Here is a 15,391-nt window from a genome sequence, read left to right on the forward strand (position 1 = left end):
TTTATTCAGGGATACACAAAAAGCAGGAGGGTAAATAAAAAGCGGCGCCTTAGCACCGCTTTAGGGATGAATACTAATCTTTAGGTTAAGGGCGCTGTGGTGGCGCTGCACTTCCGCGAATGACGAGATTAGTTTCAAGCAGACGCGAGCCTGAATGCACGTCGTGGCCTTTTAACATCTCGAGCATCATTAGCATTGCTTGTCGACCAATCTCATAGCGAGGCTGAGAGATAGTGGTCAACGGTGGATCGCAGTACTGAGCGAAGTTAATGTCATCAAAGCCCACAACAGAGAGATCTTGCGGGACTCGTAAGCCAAGCTTTTTCGCTTCTTGAATTGCGCCGATGGCCATTGTGTCACAGTGACAGAAAATAGCCGTTGGTGGCTCTGGCAATTCGAGCAGTTTACGAACGGCTTTTGCTCCGCCATCAAAAGAGAATTCAGTAATGACACTATATTGTGGATCTTTATTGATGCCGGCACGGCGCAGGGCTTGCTGGTAGCCTTGTTGGCGGAACTGACACAATATTGCTGTATCTGGTCCAGAGATTTGAGCAATGCTTTTATGACCTAATTGGGTCAGGTAATTCACCGCTTCAAATGCTGAGGTCAGGTTATCAATATGTACTGTCGGAAGCTCGAGTTCAGGCGCAAATTCACACGCCATTACCATCGGAGGTAAGTTCTTTTGTTCTGGCTTACTGACATCGAATGGTAGGTCTGTACCAAGCAGTAGCATTCCATCTGCCTGCTTAGTAAATACGAGATTAACGAAAGAGCTTTCGCGTTTCTTCTGTTGTCCGCTATCGCCCAGAAGGACTAGATAGCCATGTTCCATGGCTGCATCTTCAATACCGCGAATAATTTCAGAAAAATAAGGATCACAGATGTCGGGAACGATAGTAACAATGGTTTTTGATTCGTTTCTACGTAAGTTACGCGCTAATGAGTTTGGAGAATAACCCGCTTCAAGTACGGCTTCTTCTACTCTCTTTCTTGTAGAAGAAGAGACCTTCTCTGGATTCATTAAGGCTCGAGATACCGTAGCCGTAGACACTCCCGCAAGCTGGGCAACATCCTTCATTGTCGCCATAGTTTTTAACCTCTCATTTATTTTTTGCCAAGGTGACGTTATTCCGGTTTGAAATCAGAGTAATCAACCGAGTTAGAGCTGTGTTTGCTCTTCGCTCAGTTCGTGTTAACGAGTGGGAAAATGGATTCTTCACCGCGATATCAATTTATGGGAATAGTCATTGTTTTAATTTAAGCCTGTGCAAACAAGTCACTTTAGACTTTTCTAATTTGGATAGTCTATTCATTTCTAAAGTGAAAGTTACGGTCTGTTTAACAAAAATTGCAATCTTGGTGTGATTTTGGTCACATTAAATGGTAATTCATTACATAGTTAAACGTTTGCTAGCTGAGATCTTGTGGTTCTATGTCTAAATTCCAGCGTACTTTCTTAGCATTTGGCAACAACTCAATAGCAGGTTTGGCACTGGTTAATAACTTTTGCATCAATGAACGATGTTGAGTTTGTAGTAATAGTTGCCAGCGGTATTTACCAGCCCGCTTAGCCAAAGGTGAAGGAGTTGGGCCTAATACCATACAAGAACCATCGAACAGAGGGTGTGACTCTAACGTAAAACGAACCTGACGCAGGAAGTCTTCAACTACCTCACTTTGGTTTGCCTCTGCTTTGAACAGAGTCAAGAAACTATAAGGCGGAAGCTGAGCCAGTTTGCGTTCTTCCAGAGCAGTCATAGCAAAGTGGCGATAGTCTTTTTGAAGCAGGGCCTGCAGCAAGCTGTGCTCAGGATGGTGGGTTTGTAGGATAACCTCGCCAGGTTTACTTGCGCGGCCGGCACGACCTGCGACTTGAATAAACAACTGCGCTAGTCTCTCGGAAGCGCGGAAGTCGCTACTATAGAGAGAGCCATCAACATCCAAAAGAGCAACGAGCGTTACATTTGGAAAATGGTGCCCCTTAGCCAGCATTTGGGTGCCAATCAGAATTTGATGTTCACCTTTACGAATTGATTCAAGGGCATCTTCCAAACTACCTTTGCGACGTGTGCTGTCTCTGTCGATGCGAATAGCGTTGTATTCTGGAAATAACTGAGCCAATTGTTGTTCGAGTTGTTCCGTTCCAACGCCGACGGTAACCAGTTGAGTTGAACCACACCCCTGACACTGATGAATTACCGGTTGTTGTGAGCCGCAGTGATGGCAGCGTATTTCGTTGCTGTAATGGTGGAACGTATAGTACGCATCACAGCGTTTACATTCTGCAATCCAACCGCATTCATGGCACATCAAAGCGGGCGAAAAGCCTCGGCGGTTAAGAAACAACATTACTTGATTGCCAGCTTTTAAATGCTTGCGCATTTCGGCAATCAGTTGGGCAGATAAGCCACTTTCTAAATACTGACCTTTTACATCTAACACTTTATTGGTGGTTGGTACGGCAGAGCCAGCTCGTTGGGTTAGTGTTAAATGGTGATACTTGCCTGACAAGGCATTGTGCAATGTCTCCAGTGCAGGTGTGGCTGAGCCCAGAACAATAGGCACTTGCTCCTTGTGCGCACGCATGACCGCGACATCACGAGCGTGGTAGCGCAAGCTGTCTTGTTGCTTATATGAGGAGTCGTGTTCTTCATCGACAATAATGATGCCCAGATCCGCAAAGGGAGTGAGTAGGGCAGAGCGTGTGCCGATAATGATTCCGGCCGCTTTGTCGCGTGCAGAAAGCCACGCATTCAGACGCTCCGTCTCGTTTAACCCGGAGTGGATGACGTCAACTGGCACATTAAAACGGCGTTTAAAGCGGTTGATGGTTTGGGGCGTTAGACCGATCTCAGGTACTAAAACTAATGCTTGTTTCCCTTGCTCTAAAACTGGCTTGATAAGGTTTAAGTAAACTTCTGTTTTACCAGAGCCAGTTACTCCCTCTAATAAATAGCAAGCAAAACCTGTTTGGCTATTTACACTCGCAATAGCCAGCGCTTGTTCGTGGTTGAGCTTTGGCTTCTCGACGTCGCATTCAACGTGCTGTCCCCACTGGATGATTGCAGGCTTCTTCTCGATTCGTTCAATCCAGCCTTTCTCTTCTAAAGACTTTAGTACTGTTGAGGCTATCTCTTGGTCGACAAATTCCTGGTGAGGCAAAGCGCCGTTAACCAACATTTGCAAGACCTTCTGTTGTTTGACCGCTCGACGATCAAGCCCTTGCATCAGCTTGTCTTTACCGGATTCGGTAATTTGCCACTCTTGTAGCGTCGCAAAATCTGCAGGCTTTCCTTTACGTAGAGCTGCTGGCATCGCATTGTGTAGCGTATCTCCAAGTGGGTATTGGTAGAACTGGCTGCACCAAGTCAGCAACGAATAAAGCTTTTCAGACCATATCGGCTGAGAATCAAGAACTGCTTTGATTGGCTTGAGTTGATCTTTGGGAAAGTCCGAGTGATTAACCATCGCGGTGACGATGCCAACTAACGTTTGGCGTCCAAAAGGTACGGAAACGCGTCCACCAATGATCGGAAACAGGTGCCCCGGAATGGCGTAATCAAATTGTTTGTCGAGCGGAACGGGTAATGCCACTCTAGCAATGGTTGGACGCATAAATTCTTAGCTATTAAAAAAGAGGGAAAGGAAATGAGAGTCTATTAAAATCGGTATGGAAATTCGAGTAAAGCAATATGATTCAGCGTGAATCGTGCCTCTATGATTAGTCTGGCTAAAAAAGTGGCGAAAAAGTTGCCAAATGTGTTGATCCGAGCAATGTGATTCTTTACTATATCGCGCCTTGAGATATGGCTTCGGCAATTAGTTGATGCGGTATCCCATTTTATTATTAATTGCGTGTGGTGTGCGGCTTAGATTCGTATAGCGACACGGCCTACTATTGAGGTTATCCCATGAAAGCTGGTATCCACCCAGAATACAAAGCAGTAAAAGCGACTTGTTCTTGCGGCAACTCTTTTGAGTTCAACTCTACTCTAGGTAAAGAGTCTATCCACCTAGACGTATGTGACAAGTGTCACCCATTCTACACTGGTAAGCAACGTATCGTTGATACAGGCGGCCGTGTTGATCGCTTTAACAAGCGTTTCGGTGCACTATCAAGCGGTAAGAAATAATAGCAGCCGCTATTACGATTACAGTTTAGAAAAGGACGCTTCGGCGTCCTTTTTGTTTAATGGCTACCAAGCGAAGGGGCATGTATAGGGTTTGGAATAGTCTCGATTATTTTTCACTCAGTGCTTGCAACCTAAAGTGTGATCTGTATAATGCAGCGCACTGGTTAAGCCAGTTGTGAACCAATGAGCAGTGAGGAGCGAGCAAATCTAAGGATTTGTGAGGTAATGTATACTCAGCTTATGTTCGCGGTTAATACAATTAGCTATCTTTTCTTCGGAAAAACTATCCTCAAAGGTGACTTTGGCATATAGGGATAGTTAATCGAAAATTAACTGACAATGCGTCCTAATCTTGGATGCTACGGTTTCACATAAATCAATCGGCATTCTCTCGTCTTGACGAGTTTGAGTGGCGATATTGTTTGTGTAATTTATTAAATTTGGAGCTCTGTCTCATGCAGAACCAACGTATCCGTATCCGCCTAAAAGCTTTCGATTACAAACTAATCGATGCTTCTACAGCGGAAATCGTTGAAACAGCTAAGCGCACTGGCGCACAGGTTCGTGGTCCAATCCCACTGCCAACTCGTAAAGAGCGTTTCACAGTTCTTATCTCTCCACACGTTAACAAGAAAGCACGTGACCAGTACGAAATCCGTACTCACAAGCGTCTAATCGACATCGTTGAGCCAACAGACAAGACTGTTGATGCTCTAATGCGTCTAGACCTTGCTGCGGGCGTTGACGTTCAAATTAGCCTAGGTTAAGGGAGATTAGAAGTATGATTGGTCTAATCGGTCGTAAAGTGGGCATGACCCGCGTATTTACTGAAGAAGGCGTTTCTATCCCAGTAACAGTTGTTGAGGTTGAAGCTAACCGTGTTTCTCAAGTGAAAACTCTTGAAACTGACGGCTACGCAGCAATCCAGGTTACAGCTGGTTCTAAGAAAGCTAACCGTGTAAACAAAGCTGAAGCAGGTCACTTTGCTAAAGCTGGCGTTGAAGCTGGTCGCGGTCTTTGGGAATTCCGTTTAGAAAACGGCGAAGAGTTCGAAGTTGGTTCAGAACTAACTGTTGAACTATTCAACGAAACTAAGAAAGTAGACGTTACTGGTACATCTAAGGGTAAAGGTTTCCAAGGCGCTGTTAAGCGTTGGAACTTCCGTACTCAAGATATGACTCACGGTAACTCATTGTCTCACCGTGCTCCTGGTTCTATCGGTCAATGTCAGACTCCAGGTCGCGTATTTAAAGGCAAGAAAATGGCAGGTCACATGGGTGCTGAGCGTGTAACGACTCAAAACCTAGAGATCGTACGTGTTGACGCTGAGCGCAACCTGCTTCTTATTAAAGGTGCAGTCCCAGGCGCAACTGGCGGCAACGTGATCGTTAAACCAGCTGTTAAAGCATAACGTCTCAGGAGTAAGTAATGGAACTAATGGTTAAAGGTGCCGATGCACTAACTGTTTCCGAAACTACTTTCGGACGTGAGTTTAACGAAGCTCTTGTACACCAAGTAGTTGTTGCGTACGCAGCAGGTGCTCGTCAAGGTACTCGTGCTCAAAAAACACGTTCAGAAGTTTCTGGCGGTGGCGCTAAGCCATGGCGTCAAAAAGGTACTGGCCGTGCGCGTGCTGGTACAATCCGTAGCCCAATCTGGCGTACAGGTGGTGTTACTTTTGCTGCGAAACCACAAGATCACAGCCAAAAAGTAAACAAAAAAATGTACCGTGGTGCTATGAAGAGCATTCTTTCTGAGCTTGTTCGTCAAGAGCGTCTAATCGTTGTTGATAACTTCTCAGTTGAAGCACCAAAGACTAAAGAGCTAGTTGCTAAGCTTAAAGAGCTTGAGCTAACTGACGCTCTAATCGTGACTAGCGAAGTAGATGAGAATCTATTCCTAGCTGCTCGTAACCTATACAAAGTTGACGCACGTGATGTTGCTGGTATCGATCCAGTATCTCTAATCGCGTTTGACAAAGTTGTAATGACTGCAGAAGCAGTTAAGCAAGTAGAGGAAATGCTAGCATGATCACTGAAGAGCGTATCCTAAAAGTTCTACGTGCACCGCACATCTCTGAAAAAGCAACTATGGCAGCTGAGAAAGCGAACACTATCGTTTTCAAAGTAGCTAAAGATGCGACTAAAAAAGAGATCAAAGCAGCTGTAGAAAAGCTATTTGAAGTTGAAGTTAAGTCTGTAAATACTCTTATCACTAAGGGTAAGACCAAACGTCAAGGTCTACGCCAAGGTCGCCGCAGCGACGTTAAGAAAGCGTACGTTACTTTGAAAGAAGGTCAAGATCTTGACTTCGTTGGCGGCGCGGAATAACAGGAGTAGTTAAAAATGGCTATTGTTAAATGTAAGCCGACTTCCCTGGTCGTCGTCACGTTGTTAAAGTTGTTAACGCTGACCTACACAAGGGCAAGCCATACGCACCTCTTCTAGAGAAAAACTCTAAGAACGGTGGTCGTAACAACAAGGGTCGTATCACAGTACGTCACATCGGCGGTGGTCACAAGCATCACTACCGTGTAGTTGACTTCAAACGTACTAAAGATGGTATTCCAGCGACAGTTGAGCGTCTTGAATACGATCCAAACCGTAGCGCAAACATTGCTCTAGTTCTTTACAAAGACGGTGAGCGTCGCTACATCCTAGCACCTAAAGGTGTTGTAGCTGGTGATGTTATTCAGTCTGGTGTTGATGCACCAATCAAAGCTGGTAACACTCTACCAATGCGTAATATCCCAGTAGGTTCAACAGTACATAACGTTGAACTTAAGCCTGGTAAAGGTGGTCAGCTAGCTCGTTCGGCTGGTGCTTACGCTCAAATCGTTGCTCGCGACGGTGCGTACGTAACTATCCGTCTACGTTCTGGCGAGATGCGCAAAGTTCTTTCTGAAGGCCGTGCAACAATCGGTGAAGTTGGTAACTCTGAGCACATGCTACGTGAACTTGGTAAAGCAGGTGCATCACGTCATCGCGGTATCCGTCCAACGGTTCGTGGTGTTGTAATGAACCCGATTGACCACCCACATGGTGGTGGTGAAGGCCGTACTTCTGGTGGTCGTCACCCAGTATCTCCTTGGGGTATGCCTACTAAAGGCTTCAAGACTCGTAAGAACAAACGCACTGACAAGTACATCGTACGTCGTCGTAACAAGTAATCTATATAAAGAGGAATCGCCATGCCACGTTCTCTCAAGAAAGGTCCTTTTATTGACCTACACTTGCTGAAGAAGGTAGAGAAAGCGGTGGAAAGCGGAGACAAAAAGCCTATTAAGACTTGGTCCCGTCGTTCAATGATCATCCCTACGATGATCGGTTTGACCATCGCTGTCCATAATGGTCGTCAGCACGTACCAGTATTTGTAACTGATGAAATGATCGGTCACAAACTGGGTGAATTCGCACCAACACGCACTTACCGCGGTCACGCTGCGGATAAGAAAGCTAAGAAGCGCTAAGGAGTAGATAATGGAAGCAATTGCTAAACATAACTTTGCTCGCATTTCGCCTCAGAAAGCTCGCTTAGTTGCGGATCTAATCCGTGGTAAATCTGTTGACCAAGCTCTAGAAATCCTAACGTTCAGCAACAAAAAAGCTGCTGCACTAGTTAAGAAAGTTCTAGAGTCTGCTATCGCTAACGCGGAGCACAACGAAGGTGCAGATATTGACGATCTGAATGTCGCAAAAATCTTTGTAGATGAAGGCCCAACCATGAAGCGTATTATGCCTCGTGCTAAAGGTCGTGCGGATCGTATCTTGAAGCGTTCAAGCCACATCACTGTTGTTGTAGCAGATCGCTAGAGACTAGGAGAGTAAGCAATGGGTCAAAAAGTACATCCAAATGGTATTCGTCTAGGCATCGTTAAGCCTTGGAATGCTACATGGTTTGCTAACACCAAAGATTTCGCTGACAACCTAGACGGCGACTTCAAGGTACGTCAGTTCCTTACAAGTGAACTGAAAAAAGCGTCTCTATCACGTATCGTTATCGAGCGTCCTGCTAAGAGCATCCGTGTGACTATTCACACTGCTCGTCCAGGCGTTGTTATCGGTAAGAAAGGTGAAGACGTTGAGAAGCTACGCGCAGCTGTAGCTAAAATTGCAGGTGTACCAGCGCAAATTAACATCGCTGAAGTACGTAAGCCTGAACTAGATGCGCAACTTGTTGGTGACAGCATCGCGTCTCAGCTAGAGCGTCGTGTTATGTTCCGCCGTGCTATGAAGCGCGCAGTACAAAACGCAATGCGCCTAGGCGCTAAAGGTATCAAAGTGGAAGTAAGCGGTCGTCTAGGCGGCGCTGAAATCGCACGTTCAGAGTGGTACCGTGAAGGCCGTGTGCCTCTACACACTCTACGTGCTGACATTGATTACGCAACTTCTTCGGCTCACACTCAATACGGTGTGATCGGCATTAAAACTTGGATCTTCAAAGGTGAAATCCTAGGTGGTATGCCAGCAGCTAACGCTGTAGAGCCTAAAGGCGACAAGCCTAAGAAGCAGCGTAAAGGCCGTAAGTAAGGAGTCGACAGATGCTACAACCTAAACGTACTAAGTTCCGTAAGGTTCAGACTGGTCGTAACCGTGGTCTAGCTAAAGGTACTGATGTAAGCTTCGGCGAATTCGGTCTTAAAGCTGTTGGCCGTGGTCGTCTAACTGCTCGTCAAATCGAAGCGGCACGTCGTGCAATGACACGTCACGTTAAGCGTCAAGGTAAAATCTGGATCCGTGTGTTCCCAGACAAACCAATCACAGAAAAACCACTTGAAGTTCGTCAAGGTAAGGGTAAAGGTAACGTTGAGTACTGGGTAGCCCAAATCCAACCTGGTAAGGTTATGTACGAAATGGGTGGTGTACCTGAAGAATTGGCACGTGAAGCGTTCCGTCTTGCGGCACGTAAACTGCCTTTCAAAACTACATTTGTAACTAAGCAGGTGATGTGATGAAAGCACAAGATCTACGCGAGAAAAGCGTTGAAGAGCTTAACGCTGAGCTAATGAATTTGCTACGTGAACAGTTCAACTTGCGCATGCAAGCTGCGACTGGTCAGCTACAGCAAACTCATACTCTGAAAGCTGTACGCCGTGATATCGCACGTGTGAAAACTGTTTTGACTGAGAAGGCAGGCGCATAATGAGCGAAGTAAAACGTACTCAACAAGGTCGTGTAATCAGCGACAAGATGGACAAGTCTATCACTGTTGCTATCGAACGTTTCGTAAAACACCCAATCTACGGTAAATACGTAAAACGTACGACTAAAGTACACGCACATGACGAGAACAACGAGTGTGGCCTAGGCGACACAGTTGAAATCGCAGAGTGTCGTCCACTGTCTAAGACTAAGTCTTGGACTTTGGTAAAAGTTCTAGAAAAGGCGAAGATTTAATCTCGTTAATTCTATGAAACTAAAGCGGCTCCAAAATATTTTTGGAGCCGTTTATTTTTTGACTACCCAATCACAAAAAAGGGTGGTACAATTCGCGTCCCTTTTAAAGAGGCAGCCCGACCCGTGATGGGTCTAGTTATTAATATTTAGCGGAGCACTAACATGATCCAAATGCAAAGTATGCTGGACGCAGCTGATAACTCAGGCGCACGCAGCGTAATGTGTATTAAGGTTCTGGGTGGCTCTCACCGCCGTTATGCACATATCGGTGACGTCATCAAAGTTACTGTGAAGGAAGCAATCCCTCGCGGTAAAGTTAAAAAAGGTGATGTTCTGAAGGCGGTGGTAGTGCGCACCCGTAAAGGCGTACGTCGTCCTGACGGTTCTGTCATTCGCTTCGACCGAAATGCTTGCGTATTGCTAAACGACAATACTGAGCAACCAATCGGTACACGTATCTTTGGTCCTGTGACACGCGAACTTCGTGGCGATAAGTTCATGAAGATCGTTTCACTGGCTCCAGAAGTTCTGTAAGGAGCACGTAGAAATGGCAGCTAAAATCCGTCGTAATGACGAAGTAATCGTTCTTGCTGGTAAAGACAAAGGCAAGAAAGGTAAAGTAACTAAGGTTCTAGCAACTGGTAAAGTTATCGTTGAAGGTATCAACCTAGTTAAGAAACATCAGAAACCTGTTCCAGCTATGGGTATCCAAGGCGGTATCGTAGAGCAAGAAGCAGCTATCGACGTTTCTAACGTGGCTATCTTTAACGCAGCTACTGGTAAAGCTGACCGTATCGGTTTCCGTTTTGAAGACGGCAAAAAAGTTCGTTTCTTCAAGTCTAACGGCGAAACCGTTTCTAACTAATAGAAGTAATTTGGAGTTCTACTATGGCGAAACTGCATGATTACTACAAGTCGTCTGTAGTCGCTGAACTGACCAAACAGTTCGGTTACACAAGCGTCATGCAAGTCCCTAGAATCGAGAAAATCACCCTAAACATGGGTGTTGGTGAAGCAATCAACGATAAGAAACTGCTAGAAAATGCAGCGTCTGATATGGCAACGATCTCTGGTCAAAAGCCACTTATCACAAAAGCGCGCAAATCTGTTGCAGGTTTCAAAATCCGTGAAGGCTACCCTATCGGTTGTAAAGTAACCTTGCGTGGCGAACGTATGTGGGATTTTCTTGAGCGTTTAATTAACATCGCTCTTCCACGTGTACGTGACTTCCGTGGTGTTAGCGCTAAGTCTTTTGACGGTCGCGGTAACTACAGCATGGGCGTTCGCGAGCAAATCATCTTCCCGGAAATCGACTTTGATAAAGTTGATCGAGTACGCGGTCTAGACATCACTATTACGACGTCTGCTGGTACTGATGAGGAAGGCCGTGCTCTGCTGGCTGCCTTTAACTTCCCATTCCGTAAGTAAGGTGAAGGGTTACTGTTATGGCTAAAAATTCAATGAAAGCACGTGAAGCAAAACGTGCGAAGCTAGTAGCTAAGTTCGCTGAAAAGCGTGCAGCGCTAAAAGCTATCATCAGCGATGTAAACGCATCTGAAGAAGATCGTTGGAACGCGGTTCTTACACTGCAATCTCTTCCACGTGATTCAAGTGCATCACGTCAGCGCAACCGTTGCAACCAAACTGGTCGTCCACACGGTTACCTACGTAAGTTCGGTCTAAGCCGTATTAAGGTTCGTGAAGCTTGCATGAAAGGCGAGATTCCGGGTCTTCGTAAGGCTAGCTGGTAATTGCCACTTAATCATTTGGAGTAAATCATATGAGCATGCAAGATCCGATTTCGGATATGCTGACCCGCGTTCGTAACGGTCAGGCAGCAAACAAAGTTGCTGTAAAAATGCCTTCTTCAAAGCTTAAAGTTGCAATTGCTGCACTACTAAAAGCTGAAGGTTACATCGTTGACTTCGCTGTTGAAGGCGAAGCAAAACCTGAGCTAGAAGTTACACTTAAGTACTTCCAAGCTAAACCAGTAATCGAGCAACTTAAACGTGTTTCTCGTCCAGGTCTACGTGTTTACAAGAAGAAAGATGAACTTCCTTCTGTAATGGGTGGTCTTGGTATTGCTATCGTTTCTACTTCCAAGGGTCTTATGTCAGACCGCGCTGCACGTAAAGCAGGTCTTGGTGGTGAAATCATCGCTTACGTAGCTTAATAAGGAGTAGACTATGTCTCGTGTTGCAAAAGCACCTGTCGCTATTCCAGCTGGCGTAGAGGTGAAACTAAACGGCCAAGAAATCACTGTAAAAGGTGCGAAAGGCGAACTAACTCGCGTTCTTAACAACGCAGTTGTAATCGCTCAGGAAGAAAATAACCTGACTTTCGGTCCTAAAGAAGGTGTTGCTAACGCATGGGCTCAAGCAGGTACTGCTCGCGCTCTAGTTAACAACATGGTTGTTGGTGTTACTGAAGGCTTTACTAAGAAGCTAACTCTTAAAGGTGTAGGTTACCGTGCTGCTATCAAAGGCAACGCTGTAGGTCTAACACTAGGCTTCTCACACCCAGTTGAGCACGAGTTGCCAGCGGGTATTAAAGCTGAATGTCCAAGCCAAACTGAAATCGTGATCACTGGTGCTGACAAGCAACTAGTTGGTCAAGTTGCGGCTGACATTCGTTCTTACCGTGAGCCTGAGCCATACAAAGGCAAAGGTGTTCGTTACGCAGATGAAAATGTGCGTACTAAAGAAGCTAAGAAGAAGTAAGGTAACACTATGGATAAGAAAGCATCTCGCATCCGTCGTGCTACACGTGCACGTCGTAAGATTGCAGAACTGGGTGCGACTCGCCTAGTTGTACACCGTACTCCTCGTCACGTGTACGCACAGGTTATCGCGGCTAACGGCTCTGAGGTTATCGCAGCAGCTTCTACTGTAGAAAAAGCGATCCGTGAGCAAGTGAAATACACTGGTAACGTTGATGCAGCTAAAGCAGTGGGTAAAGCTATTGCTGAGCGCGCTCTAGAGAAGGGCGTAACTGCAGTTGCATTTGATCGTTCTGGTTTCCAATACCACGGTCGAGTAGCGGCGCTAGCAGAATCTGCTCGCGAAGCTGGTCTGAAATTCTAAGGTAGGGTTGGAAGATGGCTAAAGAACAACAAGTTCAAGCGAATGATTTGCAAGAAAAGCTAATCGCAGTTAACCGTGTTTCTAAAACGGTTAAAGGTGGTCGAATCATGAGCTTCACTGCACTAACAGTAGTTGGTGACGGTAACGGTCGTGTAGGTTTCGGTTACGGCAAAGCTCGTGAAGTACCTGCAGCGATTCAAAAAGCAATGGAAAAAGCGCGTCGTAACATGACTACGATCGCTCTAAACGAAGGCACTCTTCACCACCCAGTGAAAGGTCGCCATTCGGGCTCTAAAGTTTACATGCAGCCTGCTGCAGAAGGTACTGGTGTTATCGCAGGTGGTGCGATGCGTGCAGTACTAGAAGTTGCTGGTGTACACAACGTACTATCTAAAGCGTACGGTTCTACGAACCCTATCAACATCGTTCGTGCAACGATCGATGCACTAGGTAGCATGAAGTCACCAGAAATGGTTGCTGCTAAACGTGGTCTAACTGTTGAATCTATTTCGGAGTAAGAACACCATGGCAACTATTAAAGTAACTCAAACTAAAAGCTCAATTGGTCGTCTGCCAAAGCACAAAGCTACTTTGCGCGGTCTAGGTCTTCGTAAAATCAACCACACAGTAGAACTTGAAGATACTCCGTGTATTCGCGGTATGATCAACAAGGTTTACTACATGGTTAAAGTTGAGGAGTAATCAGAATGCGTTTGAATACTCTAGCACCGGCTGCTGGCGCGAAAACTTCTGCGAAGCGAGTAGGTCGTGGTATCGGTTCAGGCCTAGGTAAAACTGGTGGCCGTGGTCACAAAGGTCAAAAATCACGTTCTGGCGGCAGTGTTCGTCCAGGTTTCGAAGGCGGTCAGATGCCTCTGAAACAACGTCTACCAAAATTCGGTTTCACTTCTCGTAAGAGCCTAGTGTCTGCTGAAGTTCGTCTAGCTGAGCTAGCGAAAGTTTCTGGTGACGTAGTTGATCTAAACAGTCTTAAAGCTGCTAACATCATCACTAAGAACATCGAATTTGTAAAAGTTGTTCTTTCTGGTGAAATCAACAAAGCAGTGACTGTTAAAGGTCTACGTGTGACTAAAGGCGCTAAAGCTGCAATCGAAGCTGCAGGCGGTAAAATCGAGGAATAATCTCGAGGAACGAGGTACAGATGGCTAAGAAACCAGGACAAGATTTTCGTAGTGCTCAGAGCGGCTTAAGTGAACTAAAGTCGCGCTTGTTATTCGTAATTGGTGCACTTTTAGTATTCCGAGCCGGCTCTTTTGTGCCGATTCCTGGTATTGACGCTGCTGTACTTGCCGATTTGTTCGAACAGCAAAAAGGTACCATCGTTGAAATGTTTAACATGTTCTCCGGTGGTGCTCTTGAGCGTGCATCTATATTAGCATTGGGCATCATGCCGTATATTTCGGCATCTATTGTTGTCCAATTGCTAACTGTAGTTCATCCAGCGTTAGCTGAACTCAAAAAAGAGGGTGAAGCAGGCCGTCGTAAGATAAGCCAATACACACGCTACGGCACGCTTGTACTTGCAACCTTCCAAGCTATAGGTATTGCAACTGGCCTACCAAACATGGTCGACAATCTGGTTGTTATCAACCAAACCATGTTTACGCTAATTGCTACCGTAAGTTTAGTAACCGGTACCATGTTCTTGATGTGGTTAGGTGAACAAATTACAGAGCGCGGAATTGGTAATGGTATTTCGATACTAATTTTTGCAGGTATTGTTGCTGGATTGCCTTCTGCAATCGGTCAAACAATCGAGCAAGCGCGTCAAGGTGAATTGCATGTACTTCTTCTGTTGCTAATCGCGGTATTAGCTTTTGCAGTAATTTACTTCGTTGTTTTCATGGAACGTGGTCAACGCCGAATCGTCGTTAACTATGCGAAACGTCAACAAGGTCGTAAAGTATTTGCTGCGCAAAGCTCGCACTTGCCTCTTAAAATTAACATGGCAGGTGTAATTCCAGCGATTTTTGCATCAAGTATTATCTTGTTCCCAGGAACATTGGCTCAGTGGTTTGGTCAAAACGGTGAGAGCAGCGCGTTTGGTTGGTTAACTGACGTGTCTTTGGCTCTTAGCCCAGGTCAACCGTTGTATGTAATGCTTTATGCAGCAGCAATTATCTTCTTCTGTTTCTTCTACACTGCGTTGGTTTTCAACCCACGTGAAACAGCAGATAACTTGAAGAAGTCTGGTGCATTCGTACCCGGTATCCGCCCAGGTGAGCAGACAGCGAAATACATTGATAAAGTAATGACACGTCTAACCCTTGCTGGTGCACTGTACATTACCTTTATCTGTCTGATTCCCGAGTTCATGATGGTCGCGTGGAACGTACGTTTCTACTTCGGCGGTACATCGCTACTAATCGTAGTTGTTGTAATTATGGACTTTATGGCACAGGTACAGACTCATCTGATGTCTCAACAGTATGATTCTGTGTTGAAGAAAGCGAATCTGAAAGGCTACGGCCGTTAATCCGGCGGTAGACTCAGTTTCATTTACGGAGTTTAGCAATGAAAGTTCGTGCTTCCGTTAAAAAAATCTGCCGTAACTGTAAAGTAATCAAGCGTAACGGTGTCGTTCGCGTGATTTGCAGTGAGCCAAAGCACAAACAGCGCCAAGGCTAATTAGCAGAAATTTTTACTTGAAAATGAAGGTTGGGTCGAGTATATTCCTCGGCCTACCTTTTGCGTGCAAAAGAAGTAGTATTCCGCAGCGTATCCATAACGGGCTTTGCTGCGGCTAATTCTT

25 protein-coding genes and 1 pseudogene are annotated in these 15,391 nt (G+C 45.6%); 24 read left to right on the plus strand and 2 right to left on the minus strand.

Going from position 1 to position 15,391, the window contains the following annotated elements:
• Window positions 1-85: 85 nt before the first annotated feature.
• Both cytR and priA read right to left on the minus strand, forming a co-directional pair.
• Window positions 86-1,114 (minus strand): DNA-binding transcriptional regulator CytR, encoded by a 1,029-nt coding sequence (gene cytR, locus P4S59_RS01675; RefSeq protein WP_257978021.1) that lies wholly within the window; start codon window positions 1,112-1,114, stop codon window positions 86-88.
• A 302-nt stretch (window positions 1,115-1,416) separates the two neighbouring features.
• Complete coding sequence (gene priA, locus P4S59_RS01680) at window positions 1,417-3,621, minus strand: primosomal protein N' (RefSeq protein ID WP_140367211.1); 2,205 nt, start codon at window positions 3,619-3,621, stop codon at window positions 1,417-1,419.
• 296 nt (window positions 3,622-3,917) lie between these two features.
• Between priA and rpmE the strand changes: the two genes are divergently transcribed.
• From rpmE to rpmJ, 24 genes and pseudogenes are all read left to right on the plus strand, one after another.
• Window positions 3,918-4,139, plus strand: a complete 222-nt coding sequence (gene rpmE, locus P4S59_RS01685; RefSeq protein ID WP_005379546.1) for a 50S ribosomal protein L31 — start codon at window positions 3,918-3,920, stop codon at window positions 4,137-4,139.
• 455 nt (window positions 4,140-4,594) lie between these two features.
• Window positions 4,595-4,906: a 30S ribosomal protein S10 gene (rpsJ, locus tag P4S59_RS01690; protein ID WP_004410492.1), complete on the plus strand. Its 312-nt coding sequence runs from the start codon at window positions 4,595-4,597 to the stop codon at window positions 4,904-4,906.
• A 14-nt stretch (window positions 4,907-4,920) separates the two neighbouring features.
• Window positions 4,921-5,550 (plus strand): 50S ribosomal protein L3, encoded by a 630-nt coding sequence (gene rplC, locus P4S59_RS01695; protein ID WP_005379555.1) that lies wholly within the window; start codon window positions 4,921-4,923, stop codon window positions 5,548-5,550.
• 17 nt (window positions 5,551-5,567) lie between these two features.
• Window positions 5,568-6,170, plus strand: coding sequence for a 50S ribosomal protein L4 (gene rplD / locus P4S59_RS01700; protein WP_005379556.1), 603 nt, complete (start codon window positions 5,568-5,570; stop codon window positions 6,168-6,170).
• Window positions 6,167-6,469, plus strand: a complete 303-nt coding sequence (gene rplW / locus P4S59_RS01705; protein WP_004398471.1) for a 50S ribosomal protein L23 — start codon at window positions 6,167-6,169, stop codon at window positions 6,467-6,469. Before rplD ends, rplW begins: the two co-directional genes overlap by 4 nt.
• A 15-nt stretch (window positions 6,470-6,484) precedes the next feature.
• Window positions 6,485-7,308, plus strand: a pseudogene (gene rplB / locus P4S59_RS01710) (50S ribosomal protein L2).
• Window positions 7,309-7,329: 21 nt separating this feature from the next.
• Entirely contained in the window at window positions 7,330-7,608 is a 279-nt protein-coding gene (rpsS, locus tag P4S59_RS01715) for a 30S ribosomal protein S19 (RefSeq protein ID WP_004394525.1), read from the plus strand.
• Between the two features lie 10 nt (window positions 7,609-7,618).
• On the plus strand, window positions 7,619-7,951 hold the full coding sequence (gene rplV / locus P4S59_RS01720) for a 50S ribosomal protein L22 (RefSeq protein WP_005383164.1): 333 nt from the start codon (window positions 7,619-7,621) through the stop codon (window positions 7,949-7,951).
• Window positions 7,952-7,969: 18 nt separating this feature from the next.
• On the plus strand, window positions 7,970-8,668 hold the full coding sequence (rpsC, locus tag P4S59_RS01725; protein ID WP_005383161.1) for a 30S ribosomal protein S3: 699 nt from the start codon (window positions 7,970-7,972) through the stop codon (window positions 8,666-8,668).
• 11 nt (window positions 8,669-8,679) lie between these two features.
• Complete coding sequence (rplP, locus tag P4S59_RS01730; RefSeq protein ID WP_005379577.1) at window positions 8,680-9,090, plus strand: 50S ribosomal protein L16; 411 nt, start codon at window positions 8,680-8,682, stop codon at window positions 9,088-9,090.
• The gene (rpmC, locus tag P4S59_RS01735; RefSeq protein WP_005379576.1) at window positions 9,090-9,281 is read left to right on the plus strand and encodes a 50S ribosomal protein L29; all 192 of its coding nucleotides are present in this window, start codon (window positions 9,090-9,092) and stop codon (window positions 9,279-9,281) included. The genes rplP and rpmC overlap by 1 nt, the downstream gene beginning before the upstream one ends.
• The gene (gene rpsQ / locus P4S59_RS01740; RefSeq protein ID WP_140367210.1) at window positions 9,281-9,535 is read left to right on the plus strand and encodes a 30S ribosomal protein S17; all 255 of its coding nucleotides are present in this window, start codon (window positions 9,281-9,283) and stop codon (window positions 9,533-9,535) included. The genes rpmC and rpsQ overlap by 1 nt, the downstream gene beginning before the upstream one ends.
• Window positions 9,536-9,697: 162 nt before the next feature.
• Complete coding sequence (gene rplN / locus P4S59_RS01745; RefSeq protein ID WP_004410450.1) at window positions 9,698-10,069, plus strand: 50S ribosomal protein L14; 372 nt, start codon at window positions 9,698-9,700, stop codon at window positions 10,067-10,069.
• Window positions 10,070-10,082: 13 nt separating this feature from the next.
• Window positions 10,083-10,400 (plus strand): 50S ribosomal protein L24, encoded by a 318-nt coding sequence (rplX, locus tag P4S59_RS01750; protein WP_005379574.1) that lies wholly within the window; start codon window positions 10,083-10,085, stop codon window positions 10,398-10,400.
• A 23-nt stretch (window positions 10,401-10,423) separates the two neighbouring features.
• Window positions 10,424-10,963, plus strand: a complete 540-nt coding sequence (rplE, locus tag P4S59_RS01755) for a 50S ribosomal protein L5 (protein ID WP_005379573.1) — start codon at window positions 10,424-10,426, stop codon at window positions 10,961-10,963.
• Between the two features lie 17 nt (window positions 10,964-10,980).
• A complete protein-coding gene (gene rpsN, locus P4S59_RS01760) occupies window positions 10,981-11,286 on the plus strand; it encodes a 30S ribosomal protein S14 (protein ID WP_004410442.1) in 306 nt (101 codons plus the stop codon).
• 29 nt (window positions 11,287-11,315) lie between these two features.
• Entirely contained in the window at window positions 11,316-11,708 is a 393-nt protein-coding gene (rpsH, locus tag P4S59_RS01765; protein ID WP_005379572.1) for a 30S ribosomal protein S8, read from the plus strand.
• Window positions 11,709-11,721: 13 nt separating this feature from the next.
• On the plus strand, window positions 11,722-12,255 hold the full coding sequence (rplF, locus tag P4S59_RS01770; protein ID WP_005379570.1) for a 50S ribosomal protein L6: 534 nt from the start codon (window positions 11,722-11,724) through the stop codon (window positions 12,253-12,255).
• A 9-nt stretch (window positions 12,256-12,264) separates the two neighbouring features.
• Entirely contained in the window at window positions 12,265-12,618 is a 354-nt protein-coding gene (rplR, locus tag P4S59_RS01775) for a 50S ribosomal protein L18 (RefSeq protein WP_005379568.1), read from the plus strand.
• A 14-nt stretch (window positions 12,619-12,632) separates the two neighbouring features.
• Window positions 12,633-13,136, plus strand: a complete 504-nt coding sequence (gene rpsE, locus P4S59_RS01780) for a 30S ribosomal protein S5 (protein ID WP_004745894.1) — start codon at window positions 12,633-12,635, stop codon at window positions 13,134-13,136.
• A gap of 7 nt (window positions 13,137-13,143) precedes the next feature.
• Window positions 13,144-13,320 (plus strand): 50S ribosomal protein L30, encoded by a 177-nt coding sequence (gene rpmD, locus P4S59_RS01785; protein ID WP_005379565.1) that lies wholly within the window; start codon window positions 13,144-13,146, stop codon window positions 13,318-13,320.
• 5 nt (window positions 13,321-13,325) lie between these two features.
• Window positions 13,326-13,760, plus strand: coding sequence for a 50S ribosomal protein L15 (rplO, locus tag P4S59_RS01790; protein WP_005383155.1), 435 nt, complete (start codon window positions 13,326-13,328; stop codon window positions 13,758-13,760).
• Window positions 13,761-13,780: 20 nt separating this feature from the next.
• On the plus strand, window positions 13,781-15,115 hold the full coding sequence (secY, locus tag P4S59_RS01795) for a preprotein translocase subunit SecY (RefSeq protein WP_005379562.1): 1,335 nt from the start codon (window positions 13,781-13,783) through the stop codon (window positions 15,113-15,115).
• Window positions 15,116-15,153: 38 nt separating this feature from the next.
• Complete coding sequence (gene rpmJ / locus P4S59_RS01800) at window positions 15,154-15,267, plus strand: 50S ribosomal protein L36 (RefSeq protein ID WP_000868186.1); 114 nt, start codon at window positions 15,154-15,156, stop codon at window positions 15,265-15,267.
• The last annotated feature ends 124 nt before the right edge of the window (window positions 15,268-15,391 follow it).

It is taken from the genome of Vibrio sp. M60_M70, assembly GCF_037162085.1.
GTDB lineage: Bacteria > Pseudomonadota > Gammaproteobacteria > Enterobacterales > Vibrionaceae > Vibrio > Vibrio diabolicus.